13 protein-coding genes are annotated in these 11,928 nt (G+C 65.9%); 10 read left to right on the forward strand and 3 right to left on the reverse strand.

Annotation, left to right across the window (positions count from 1 at the left end):
• Window positions 1-46: 46 nt before the first annotated feature.
• The 5 genes from ATJ93_RS21535 to ATJ93_RS21555 all read left to right on the forward strand — a co-directional run bounded on the left by ATJ93_RS21535 (window position 47) and on the right by ATJ93_RS21555 (window position 6,172).
• Window positions 47-466, forward strand: coding sequence for a hypothetical protein (locus tag ATJ93_RS21535; protein ID WP_120246732.1), 420 nt, complete (start codon window positions 47-49; stop codon window positions 464-466).
• 338 nt (window positions 467-804) lie between these two features.
• Window positions 805-3,459 carry an alkaline phosphatase PhoX gene (locus tag ATJ93_RS21540; RefSeq protein WP_120246733.1) on the forward strand — a complete coding sequence of 885 codons (2,655 nt, stop codon included), beginning with the start codon at window positions 805-807 and terminating at the stop codon, window positions 3,457-3,459.
• A gap of 52 nt (window positions 3,460-3,511) precedes the next feature.
• Window positions 3,512-4,261, forward strand: coding sequence for a hypothetical protein (locus tag ATJ93_RS21545; protein WP_245977781.1), 750 nt, complete (start codon window positions 3,512-3,514; stop codon window positions 4,259-4,261).
• A gap of 158 nt (window positions 4,262-4,419) precedes the next feature.
• A complete protein-coding gene (locus ATJ93_RS21550; RefSeq protein ID WP_120246735.1) occupies window positions 4,420-5,706 on the forward strand; it encodes an O-acetylhomoserine aminocarboxypropyltransferase/cysteine synthase family protein in 1,287 nt (428 codons plus the stop codon).
• A gap of 79 nt (window positions 5,707-5,785) precedes the next feature.
• The gene (locus tag ATJ93_RS21555; protein ID WP_120246736.1) at window positions 5,786-6,172 is read left to right on the forward strand and encodes a DUF7522 family protein; all 387 of its coding nucleotides are present in this window, start codon (window positions 5,786-5,788) and stop codon (window positions 6,170-6,172) included.
• Window positions 6,173-6,238: 66 nt separating this feature from the next.
• Here the strand turns inward: ATJ93_RS21555 and ATJ93_RS21560 are convergent, their stop codons facing one another.
• Window positions 6,239-6,463: a hypothetical protein gene (locus ATJ93_RS21560; protein WP_120246737.1), complete on the reverse strand. Its 225-nt coding sequence runs from the start codon at window positions 6,461-6,463 to the stop codon at window positions 6,239-6,241.
• Window positions 6,464-6,650: 187 nt separating this feature from the next.
• Here ATJ93_RS21560 and ATJ93_RS21565 point away from each other — a divergent pair, with 187 nt between their 5' ends.
• Window positions 6,651-7,208, forward strand: coding sequence for a DUF5813 family protein (locus ATJ93_RS21565; protein WP_120246738.1), 558 nt, complete (start codon window positions 6,651-6,653; stop codon window positions 7,206-7,208).
• Between the two features lie 272 nt (window positions 7,209-7,480).
• Here ATJ93_RS21565 and ATJ93_RS21570 read toward each other — a convergent pair whose 3' ends face one another.
• Window positions 7,481-7,711 carry an Lrp/AsnC ligand binding domain-containing protein gene (locus ATJ93_RS21570; protein ID WP_120246739.1) on the reverse strand — a complete coding sequence of 77 codons (231 nt, stop codon included), beginning with the start codon at window positions 7,709-7,711 and terminating at the stop codon, window positions 7,481-7,483.
• A gap of 212 nt (window positions 7,712-7,923) precedes the next feature.
• On the opposite strand from ATJ93_RS21570, the gene ATJ93_RS21575 reads away from it, so the two are divergent.
• The 3 genes from ATJ93_RS21575 (at window position 7,924) to ATJ93_RS21585 (ending at window position 10,200) form a co-directional block, all read left to right on the forward strand.
• Window positions 7,924-8,649, forward strand: coding sequence for a potassium channel family protein (locus ATJ93_RS21575; RefSeq protein ID WP_120246740.1), 726 nt, complete (start codon window positions 7,924-7,926; stop codon window positions 8,647-8,649).
• Window positions 8,649-8,879, forward strand: a complete 231-nt coding sequence (locus tag ATJ93_RS21580) for an Lrp/AsnC family transcriptional regulator (RefSeq protein WP_120246741.1) — start codon at window positions 8,649-8,651, stop codon at window positions 8,877-8,879. The genes ATJ93_RS21575 and ATJ93_RS21580 overlap by 1 nt, the downstream gene beginning before the upstream one ends.
• 349 nt (window positions 8,880-9,228) lie before the next feature.
• Window positions 9,229-10,200 (forward strand): C-terminal binding protein, encoded by a 972-nt coding sequence (locus ATJ93_RS21585; protein ID WP_120246742.1) that lies wholly within the window; start codon window positions 9,229-9,231, stop codon window positions 10,198-10,200.
• 74 nt (window positions 10,201-10,274) lie between these two features.
• Here the strand turns inward: ATJ93_RS21585 and tmk are convergent, their stop codons facing one another.
• Complete coding sequence (gene tmk, locus ATJ93_RS21590) at window positions 10,275-10,889, reverse strand: dTMP kinase (protein WP_120246743.1); 615 nt, start codon at window positions 10,887-10,889, stop codon at window positions 10,275-10,277.
• Between the two features lie 120 nt (window positions 10,890-11,009).
• On the opposite strand from tmk, the gene ATJ93_RS21595 reads away from it, so the two are divergent.
• Entirely contained in the window at window positions 11,010-11,903 is an 894-nt protein-coding gene (locus ATJ93_RS21595; RefSeq protein WP_120246744.1) for a complex I NDUFA9 subunit family protein, read from the forward strand.
• The last annotated feature ends 25 nt before the right edge of the window (window positions 11,904-11,928 follow it).

Below are 11,928 nucleotides of genomic sequence, written 5' to 3' on the forward strand. Positions count from 1 at the left end.
AACCTTCAAGCGGCCGATCGGCGGATGTCGGAGTGATTCACGACAGATGAGTCACTCCGCAACCGGTTCCGAGACCGACGCCGACGGCTCGGTCGTCGAGGAGTACGTCCTCGGCGTTCGCATCGTCGAAACCGACGGCCCCGACGAACGGTACCAGTTCGAAGCGCCCGAACACGCCGAGATCGCGTTCGATTCCCTCGAGGACGCCCGCCGGTACGCCGACGTCTACTTCGTCGTCAACGGCTTCGTCGAGGAGGGAACCGGCGACCGCGGCGTGCCGCCGGAAGTCATTCAGGGCGGCAGGGACACGCTCGCGGTCTACCTGCTCACCCGGCCCTGGGCCGACGTCAACTGGGTGGCCTCCTTTTTCGGCACGACGCCGAGCGAGATCGACCGCTACTGCTCGCGGATCCGGGAGCGGGCCGACCAACTCCGCGACGAGGCGAAGGCGCAGGAACTCGAGTAGCGCGGTAGCGCGGTCGACGCTCCTCAAGCGGTTCCCCTTCTCGAGCGCAGTCCGCTCTCGACGTCGTTCTGCAGCCTGCGTCAGCCGCTCGAGAGCGGCGACCGTCACCGATCGGACCGGTTCAACGTAGGTAGAGTTCGAAGCCAGCATTGACGGGTCGTAGCCGTTGATCCACCCTCCCCGTTACAGGGTGCAGTTTCCACCGGTTGTATATCCGTAAATAGCTATCCGTATGGCCATAAACTATTTATTCTACTATTTCTTTCTCGCGATACTATCTACCAGTACAGACATATATTATAAACCGTCTTTTGTTAATTCAGGAATTCTCCACCTGCATGGTCGACTTTACGAGGCGGAAGCTGATGGCATCGTCAGTCGCGGCGGCGATCGGCACCGGCGTCGTCGGCACGGCGACGGCGACGGACGGACCCGACGAACACGACACGCCGCTCGCACCCTACGTCAAGGGAGACATCAAGCGGCTCTCGACGACCGCGTTCGGCGCGGAGGTCACCGGCCCGTTCGTCTTCGACACGGGCGAACTCGTCTACAGCCTCCAGCACCCGGCCGACGACAACCCCGAGCCGTTCAATCAGGGCGGCGTCGGCGTCATCGACGACTTCCAGTTCACGTTTAACGGACGCAGCGACGAGTTCGACGAACTCCCGGCGCCCCGAACCGAAGCGGAGGAGCGTCGCGTGCAGTCGGCCGTCGGCGAGTACCGACTGCTCGTCCAGACCGGCGACGAGATCAACGGCGGCGAGGAGCGGTTCGGCCACCCGCAGACCCCGGACGGCCGCGATCTCGCCGAGATCACCGAGCCGTCCTTCGAAGGCTTCGGCGATCAGGCCGACATGAACTTCTTCGTCCCGAGCGACGACGGGGAGATCGAGGGCTACCTCTTTACCAACAACGAGACGCGACCGGGTGCGATCTCCCGGACGCCGCTCTACCGCGACGAGAGCGGCTCCCTGCAGGCCGACCTCGAGAACGCGATGGAGCTCGAGAACACCGAGGCGTTCCGCGAGATCGGCGGGACGCGAGTCAACTGTTACGGCGACCTGAGCCCGTGGGGGACGCCGCTGTCGGCCGAGGAGGAGTACGGCCACCCCCGCGTCGGCGGGCTCGCGACGGTCGGCGACATCGTCGAACAGGGCAGCGGCGTCGGGCTCCGCGGGAGCAGCGAGTTCTGGAACCGCCCGAACATCCTCGACCTCGAGGGATCGCTCGAGGAGATCTTCGGCGAGGACAGCTGGTACCCGATGGGCCTGCACAACAACCGGAATCTCGAGAAGCTGGCCTACCACATCGGCGTCGACCCCGCCGATCAGGCCGGCTTCGACGAGGAGGGCGTCGCGATCGAGAACACCCCCGACCCGATCGACGACGAGCAGTTCCCGAACCGCTACCGCTACGGGAAGATCGTCGAGATCACGGAGCCGACCGCCGACGTGCCGACGCCGGTCAAACACCACGTCTTCGGGCGGGCCGCCTGGGAGTGTCCCGAAGTCATGCCCGACGAGCGGACCGTCTATCTGGCCTCCGACGGCGGCGCCAAGGGCGTCTACAAGTTCGTCGCCGAGAAGCCGATTCCGGAGTACGACGACCGGATGGACGTCCGCGGCACGCTGTACGCGATCAAGGCGACCGAAGTCGAGGAGGGGCCGGTCGCGAAGACCGATCTCGAGGTCGAATGGCTCGAGCTCGGCACCGCCAGCAACGCCGAGGTCGAGTCCTGGATCGCCGAGTACGACGACGTCACGCAGGTCGACTACCTCGAGACCCACGCCGAGACCGACTGGGAGGAAGACCTCGAGACGGCGCTGCGCGAGGCCGACGAGGCGGTCGCGATCGACGGCAACCAGGACTACATCACCGACGAGGAGATCGTCGAGTGGGCCACCCAGTACGAAGAGAACGGCCCCGACGGCGTCGACGAAGAACTGCGCCGCGTCCCCTTCCTCGAGACCCGCGCGGCCGCCAAGGAGATCGGCGCCACCATCGAGTTCAACAAGGCCGAAGGGATCGACGCCCACGACGAGGCCGAGCCCGGCGACTACGTCTACTTCGGCATCTCCTCGCTGGGCGGCAACATGACCGACCGAGAGGGCGACCTCCAGTACGACACGGTCGCCACCGGCGTCGTCTACCGCGCCGAACTCGAGCGCGACTACAACGTGTCGACCCTCGAGCCGGTCGTCGTCGGCCCGAACGAGGGCGATTCGCAGGAGCTGCTGAACGCCTCGCTCATCAACGTCGACAACCTGATGGTGCTCGATGACCGCCGCGTGATCCTCTGTGAAGACAAGGGCAACTTCGGCCGGTCGTACAACAACGACACGCTGTGGGTGTACGAGCCCCCGGCGCGGGTCCAAGTCGACTCGCTCGCGGTGAGCCACGACGCGACCGGCGAGGTCGAACTGACCCTCGAGTCGATTCCGGACGGGATCGCCGGCGGCCGGGTCACCGTCACCGTCGAACACAGCGACGTGGCCCGGATCACGGAGGCCAGCTACCACGACGCGCTCGAGCTGACCGCCGAGCCGACCGTCGAGAACGGCGGCTCGACCGTCGAGTTCCGCTTCGCCGACCTCGAGAACGAGATCGAGAGCGACGCCGTCGACGTCACGCTGGCGACCCTCGAACTCGAGGCCGCCGGGACGGGGACGACCGACATCACGGTCGACGTCCACGCGCTGGACGACGACGAGGGGATGCCCGTCGAACCGCAGTCCCGCCCCGGCGTCGTCGTCACCGGCCCGCCGTCGATCGGCGGCGGCGATTCGGATCTCGGCACGCCGACCGACCCCGACGGCGACGGCAAGTTCGAGGACCTCAACGGCAACGGTCGCTTCGACTACGACGACATCGTCGTCCTGTTCGAGCACCTCGAGGACGACGCCGTCCAGCTGAACGACGCGGCCTACGACTTCAACGAGAACGGTCGCATCGACTACGACGACGTCGTCGAACTGTACGAGGAACTGTGAGCGCCCGTCCACCGCACACCGGCTACACATGAGTACACGCTCTCAGCGGTCCGTGACACTCGCTACGCTCGCGATCGTCGCCGCACTCACTGCTGCGGCCGCAGTCCCGTTCACCGCGGGCGCCGTGACCGGTGCCGAATCAGGTGCCGACGCCGCACCCACGCCGACCGTCACCGCGAGCGCGGCGAGCGAGCCGACGCTCGTCGTCGACGATGCGACGGTCGATCCCGACGGAACCGCGGCCCAACGAATCGCGCTGACCGACGCCCCTGACGGGCTCGCCGGGTTCGAGATCACGCTCGAACTCGAGTCCGACGTCGCAACCGTCGCGGGCGCCTCGTACCCCAGCCACTACGGGATGACGACCGATCCGATCGTGAGCGCGGACGGCCGGACGGTCACCGTCGAGGCGGTCGATCTCAACGACGAGATCGCGGCCGGCGCGTCCGACGTGACGCTGGCGACGCTCGAACTCGAGGGCGTCGCCGACGGCGCGACGGAGCTGCGCGTTACGGATATGCAGGTCGACGCCGACGGCGGCGATCCCGTCGATCCGTCGCTCGAGGCGGGGACGGTGACCGTCGGCGATTCAGATTCGGCGGCCGACTCGGGCGAGTCGAACGCTCAGTCCGCGGGGACGGAACCGGCGTCGAGCGGCAACGCAGACGTCGACGATGATTCCAGCGACGACGGCGGTTCGAGTCCCGCCTCCATCGCGGAATCGGTGCCCGGCTTCACGGGCGGCCTCGCGATCGCAGCGGTCGCCGTGCTCGCGGCCGCACTGATCGCGCGTCGAACCTGAGACGGGTCTCGTTCCCAGTCCCGTCCTCCCAGCGATTTTTAGGTCGTATATCGACTCGAGGACCCGGTACGCCCGGATTTCGACCGGTAATCGGACACTTCGGCGCCGAACGTGATCGGCAGGTATGTTTACACTACTGGAGCGAAACGGACGGTGATATGGGAGACGATACCGACGATCACGAGTTCGCTACCGACAGCGTCCACGCCGGTCAGGAGCCGGATCCGACGACCGGCGCTCGAGCGCCGCCGTTGTACCAGACGACCTCCTACGAGTTCGAGGACACCGAGCACGCCGCCGCGCTGTTCGGCCTCGAGGAGACGGGGAACATCTACTCGCGGATCATGAATCCGACGAACGCGATGTTAGAGGAACGCATCGCGACGCTCGAGGGCGGCGTCGGGGCGCTCGCGACGTCCTCGGGGATGGCCGCCTTCGATCTGGCGACGTTCATCCTCGCGGACGTCGGTGACAACATCGTCTCCTCATCGTCGCTGTACGGCGGGACCTACACCTACCTCACCCACACCGTTGCGAAACGCGGTGTCGAGACGAAATTCGTCGACACCCTCGACTACGAGGCCTACGAGGAGGCCATCGACGACGACACCGCCTTCGTCCACCTCGAGACGATCGGCAACCCCGCGCTGGTGACGCCCGACATCGAGCGGATCGCGGACATCGCCCACGACCACGACGTGCCGCTGTTCGTCGACAACACCTTCGCGACACCGTACCTGTGCCAGCCGCTCGAGCACGGCGCGGACCTGGTCTGGAACTCGACGACGAAGTGGCTCCACGGCGCCGGCTCGACGGTCGGCGGTATCTTGGTCGACGGCGGTTCGTTCCCCTGGCCGGAGGGCGACTACCCCGAGATCACGGAACCGAATCCGGCCTACCACGGCGTCAACTTCTACGAGACGTTCGGCGACATGGCGTTCTCGGTCGTCGCCCGTACCCGCGGCCTGCGCGACCTGGGCAACCAGCAGTCGCCGTTCGACGCCTGGGTCACCCTGCAGAAACTCGAGTCGCTGCCGCTGCGGATGGAGAAACACTGCGAGAACGCGATGGCCGTCGCGGAGTACCTCGAGGACCACCCCGACGTCGAGTGGGTAAACTATCCCGGACTGGAGAGCCACGAGACGCACGAGAACGCACAGAAATACCTCGAGGGCGGCTACGGCGGGATGATTACCTTCGGCCTCGAGGGAGGGTACGACGCCGCCGAAACCGTCTGCAACGAGGTCGACCTCGCGAGCCTGCTGGCGAACGTCGGCGACGCGAAGACGCTGATCATCCACCCCGCGAGCACGACGCACCAGCAACTCACCGAGGAGGAGAAACTGGCCAGCGGCGTCACCGACGACCTCGTGCGCCTCTCGGTCGGTATCGAGGACGTCGACGACGTGATCGCCGACCTCGACCAGGCGATTTCGCAGACGTAGGTGCGGTCGATCGTGTGCCGTTCGCAGCGCACTACGGGCGGCCCCCGTCGTTAAGACGCGGGCCGTTGTGACCCCCCGTATGGCTACGGGCTTGCTGACGCCGGCGGCGGCGGATCGAATCGTCACCACGTGTCGGACGGCTATCGGGGACAGCCTCCGCTCGGTGACCTACTTCACCCGAGACGACTACGAGCAGGTGTACCTCCGCGAGGACTTAGAACGGGACGCGGACCTCTCGACGTTTATCGGCCACGAGTGGCGGGGGTTCAAGACCGCGCAGACGGCCTACGAGGGGTCGGAACTCGGCGATTATAACTACACGATCCGGGTGTTCGATAACGGCTTTTTGGTTCGGGTGACCAGCGACAGGAACGGCGTGTTCGTCACGACGGACGGGCTCACGATGAAGGACTTCGAAGAAGTCGCGACGGCGGTCAACACCTTCCTCGACGACCGCGACGGCTGAAGTGACCAGTGTCGGCTTGCGGGCACCCGTGACGGCGGAACGCGGTCGGCAGTAGACCGAGCCAGCTCAGGTCGGCTCTTCGGTGTCGCTCGAGGGGATCGATACCGACTCCGAATCGGTCTCGGCGTCGGCGCCGGTCTGGGACCGGTCGTCGCGAGCGCGGTCGCGTTCAGGCCGCTCCTCGGCACCGCGATCCGCGTCGCCGATCGGCAGGCCGGAACCGACTTCGCCGTCGACCCCGAGGAGACGAGCGAACCGGCGTCGTTCCGCGGCGTGTCTATCGAGAGTCATGCCGACTGAAAACGTCGATATCCGTTGTAGTAATGGACCCCATTTCCGGGGGTAATCGACGGCTTCCGCGTGAAACGATCGAAAACGATCAGCCGAATTTCGAGAGCCACGCCTCGAGACCCGATTTCGCGGCTGCATCGTGTCCACAACGTAACGCCCTTTTCCGCGACGCCCGTTGAGGACGATAATGACCGACCTGCCAGATCCCGTCGCCCGCGAACTCGAGTCCCACGACGCCTTCGAACAGGATGCGGACGCGGCGGACGCCTACCGCCTCACGACGACGGTCTTCGACGCAACCGTCACCGCCGACTCCGCCGAGGGCAAACGCGACGGCGAGTTCACCGTTACAGTCACCCTTCCCACGCTGGACGCCGCCGTCGCCGACGAGAGCGTCGCGGACGTCGTCGAAGACGGCTGGTTCGAAACGCTCGAGCGCCGCCTTCAGGACGTGTTCGGCGTCGCCCACACGAGCACGCACGACGAGCCTGTGGTCGAGCGCGAGTCCGACGACGTTATCATCACGCTCGAGTACCTCGCCTGGGACGCCGGCGAGGGCGTCGAGGACGCCAAGGCGCTCATCGAGTTCGTCGAAGGCACCTTCGCGCAGGGGATCATCCCCGGCTACGAGTACCGCGGCCCGGCGGCGACGCTGCTCGAGAACGCGCAGGACCGCGGCCAGCAGGCGGCGGAAGGAGGGGCAGACGGCGGACCAGGCGGCAGCGGCGGCGGCATGCCGATGTAACGTAAACGAAGCGATTAGGAACCGAATTCCTTGGCCGAGAGTACGACGCGAGCACTGCGAGTGTCGTACGATCCGGGGAAGGGCAGGTCCCGACCCCGGCTACTGGCCGCGAGCGACTGTCGGGAGCGAGCGGGCCGACGACTGACCCGAAGCGAACGTCGTGAGCGACGGGAAGGAGGAGTGCTTTTGATCGAAATTTTACCGAAGGACGCGGCGGCGTGCGGCAGCACCGCTGCCGTCGCCGCTGCAGACTGCAGCGTAAAATTTCGTCTCTAGTCCATCGCGATGTACGTTTTCGTCTCCGTCACCCCGTCGAGGCTCTGCATGTCCGAGGAGACGGTCTCGAGAATGTTGTAGACTTCCTCGGCGTCGACTTCGGCGATGATGTCGTAGTTGCCGGCGACGATGTGGGCGGCCGAGACGCGCTCGAAGTCGCGGATCCGGGAGAGCAACCCTTCGGACTTCCCGGCGGCGGTCTTCACCATGATGTACGCGTGAACCATCGTGATGGTGTGGTACTCTATCGCATGACTAAAGCCTTTGCCCGCCGTTCGGGTCGCGTCGGGTGCGCTGGCGGATGGCTGTCCCCCCGAGCCGTACGGTCGTCACCGGCGCTTGGGAGTCGGGCTACATCGTACCGCTCGAGCCCGGGCCGAAGCGTGTGGTGTGAGACACCGGGGCAAACTTATTGACGCGGGCGCGCGTACCTCGGTGCATGCGGTTCGTGATCATCGGCGCCGGACGGGTCGGACTGCGCACGGCGCGGGTCTTGCGCGAGGAAGGCCACGACGTGACGCTCATCGAACGCGACGAGCCGAAGGTCCGGCGCGCTCGCAACGAGGACTTCCGCGTCGTCGAGGGCGACGGCTCCCGCGAGGACGTCCTCGAGGAGGCCGGCGTCACGGATGCCGACGCCGTGGGCGCGCTGACCGGCGACCTGAACGTCAACTTCACCGCCTGCATGATCGCCAACCACTACGGCTGCCGGACGATCATGCGGATCGACGAGGCCTACCGCGAGGGTATCTACCGCAAGTACGCCGAGGCGGTCGACGAGGTGATCTACCCCGAACGGCTCGGTGCGATCGGCGCAAAAAACGCCCTGCTGGGCGGGACGATCCGCGCGATTGCGGACATCGCGCCGCACCTACAGGTGGTCGAACTGATGATCACCGACGACGCGCCGGTCAACGGCTACACGATCAGCGAACTCGAGCTGCCCGCCGACGCGCGCGTGCTCGCCTTCGGCAAGCGCGACGGCGAACTCGCGCTGCCGGACGAGGACGAATCGCTCGAGGCGGGCGATCGGCTGGTCGTCCTGGCCGATTTCGACGTGTTGAGTGAGGTCCGACAGCTGTTGGTCGGGGAGTCCGAGCGCGAGGCGATCGCGAACGCGAACGAAGGAGCCGATTCGGTCTCCGGCTCCGGAGGGTCGAACTGATGGTTACTGCATTCGTCATGATCAAAGCGAACACGGGCGAGGCGGATCGACTGCGAGACGACATTCTGGCGATCGAAGGGGTCGAGTCCACTCATATCGTCGCCGGCGACGTCGACCTCATCGCGAAGGCGCAGGTCGAGACGCCGGCTGCGGTCAAGGAGATCGCGGCGACCCAGATTCAGGGTATCGAAGGCGTCGAGGACACGCAGACGTACATCGCGATGGACTAAGGACGAACGTTTCCGGTGCGGTCTGCGCCGGCGGGGGCAGCGTCATTGCCCACCCGTCGCATCCCGCGAGAACGTTTCGATTAAAACACTCCGCCCTCCCTTCCCTCCCTCCAGTCGTACACATCGGTCGTCGGCTCACCCACAGTGGTTCGAGAGAGCGAGGAATCCACATCATCACGAAAGCCGCTTCGTGCGATCGCTCGAGGACCGGCGGACCCGCGCTGTACGAAAGAGACTCTAACCATCAGTATCCGTTCCGTCTCCTGGGACTGACGGAAAGATATTACTCAGTTTCGAAGTAATATTTCAGTATCGTGCTGGAACCGCCGCAACGACCGACTCACTACCGATGACTCAACCGATCGTCGTCACCGATTCACCGTTTATCGACGCGGAAACGTTTCGCAACCAGCTCTCGTCGCTCGAGTACGAACTCGTCTCGGTACCGTCGGGAGACGAACGGGCGGTAGCCGACGCCGGGACGGCTGCAGCCGCTATCGTCGTCGACGTGAACACGCCCGTTTCGGCCGAGACGATCGCCGCGCTTGAAGAGGCGTCGGTGATCGCTCGTGCCGGAACGGGGGTGGACAACATCGCGGTCGACGCCGCCGCGGATGCCGGTATCACGGTCGTCAACGCGCCAGAATACTCGACGGACGAGGTGGCGACCCACGCGCTTTCGCTGCTGTTGGCCTGTCGGCGCCAGCTCGGCCGGTACGACCGCGAAGTGGCGGACGGCGAGTGGAACTGGCTGCCCGAGCGGCCGTATCCGCGGGTCCGCGGCTCGACGCTCGGCGTCGTCTCGTTCGGTACGATCGCCCGCCGACTCGTCGACCTCGCGGCCGGCTTCGACCTCGAGGTGCTCGCGTACGATCCGTACGTAGACCCGGCCGTCGCCGACGAGTACGGCGTCGAACTGGTCTCGTTCGACGAACTGCTCGCGCGATCGGACGCGGTGACGATCCACGCGCCGCTGACCGACGAAACCCGCGGGCTGTTCGACGCCGATGCGTTCGCAGCCCTGCCGGATCACGCGGTCGTCGTCAATGTCGGTCGCGGGGGTATCGTCGACGAAGCCGCCCTCGCGACGGCCCTCGAGAACGGCGAGATAGCCGGCGCGGGACTGGACGTGATGGCCGAGGAGCCCCCGTCGCCGTCGGACTCGCCGCTGCTGGATCGCGACGACGTTCTGCTCACGCCACACGCCGCCTGGTACTCCGCCGACTCACACGCGGAACTCAACGAGACGGTCGCAGCCGACGTTCGCCGCGTGTTACAGGGACAGCCACCGGAGAATCCAGTTCGACCGGCGTCGTACTGACAGACACAGTTTCAGACCGGCGTCGGTCGCCTCGGCTCGTCTCACTCGTCTCCGCCGCAGTCGCAACTGTATTCCTACTCTCCGTTTCGCTCCTCGAGTTCCTGTTCGAGGACGGTCTCGACTCGCTCGAGCACCGCGTCCGGGTCCTGCGTCGCATCAACGCGGACGAACCGGTCGCGCTCGCGCTCAATTAGTCGCTCGTAGTTCGCCTGGACGTCGGCGAGGTAGTCGGCGTGTTCGAACTTGTTCGTCGCGCCCGCCCGCTCGGCCGCGGTTTCGGGGTCCAGATCGAGGTAGATCGTCAGGTCGGGCGTGATCGAAAACGGCTCGTGGACGTCGACGACGTACTCGAGGGGGTCCTCGAGGCCGTAGTCGCGCTCGCTGTTTGCCAGCGTCGCACCCTGGTAGGCAAAGCGGGAGTCGGAGTACCGATCGGAGATTACGAGGTCGCCGCGCTCGAGAGCGGGGTCGATCACCCGCGTGAGGTGCGCTGCGTGATCGGCGGTGTAGAGGAATAGCTCCGCGAGCGAGTCGGCGTCGTCGTCTTCGATCGAGCGGTAGACGGCCTCGCCGTACCAGGAGTCGTCCGTCGGTTCGCGGGTGAATACGGCATCGGGGTAGCGTTCCTGGAGGGCCGCCCAGACCGTCGTCTTGCCGCTACCGTCCAGTCCCTCGAGCGTCACGAGCATAGTTACGGGTCGGTGGGGGTGGTCTAAGAGAGTAGCGATGGCTCCACGCGGGGCGTTTCTCCCGCTCGCGACGTCGCACGACCGGCCGGTTATTTGTCGTCTGCGACCGAACGAATCACTATGAAGGTCCTCGTCGCCGGCGGTACCGGCTTCATCGGCACGAATCTCTGTACGGAACTCGCGGAACGCGGCCACGAAGTGACGGCGCTGTCTCGCAACCCCGATCGGAACGGCTTGCCCGACGACGTCGACCTCGCAATGGGCGACGTCAGCGCCTTCGACTCGATCGAGAGCGCCGTCGCCGGCCACGATGCCGTCGTTAACCTCGTCGCGCTCTCTCCGCTATTCAAGCCGAGCGACGAGAACGCCCACGAGCGCGTTCACCTCGGCGGTACCGAAAACCTCGTTCGGGCTGCCGAGGAACACGGCGTCGACCGATTCCTCCAGTTGAGCGCGCTCGGAGCCGATCCCGACGGCCCGACCGACTACATTCGCGCGAAGGGGAAGGCCGAGGACGTCGTCACCGACTCGAGCCTCGAGTGGACGATCGTCCGTCCGTCGATCGTCTTCGGTGACGGCGGGGAGTTCGTCGATTTCACGAAGCAGCTGACGACGCCGTACGTGACCGGGCTGCCGGGTGGCGGCGAGACGCGATTCCAGCCGATCTGGGTCGGCGATCTCGTCTCGATGCTGGCCGATGCCATCGAAGAGGACGATCACGTCGGCGAAATCTACGAACTCGGTGGCCCGCAGGTCGTGACGCTCGCGGACGCGACGGAACTGGTCTACGAGGCAGAGGGGAAGGACGTGACCATCGTTCCGGTGCCGATGGCGCTGACGAAACTCGGCCTCGCGGCGGTCGATGCGGTTCCGTTCGTCCCCTTCGGCACGGATCAGGCCCGCTCGCTCGAATTTGACAACACCGTGACCGACAACGACGTGACCGCGTTCGGCGTGACCGTCGACGACTTGCGGACCTTCGGTTCGTATCTCGGGCTTCCTCACGCCGACTAGCCGACGGCGGCTGGTCTCGATCCGT

The sequence above is a fragment of the Halopiger aswanensis genome (assembly GCF_003610195.1).
In the GTDB taxonomy this organism is placed as follows: Archaea; Halobacteriota; Halobacteria; order Halobacteriales; family Natrialbaceae; genus Halopiger; species Halopiger aswanensis.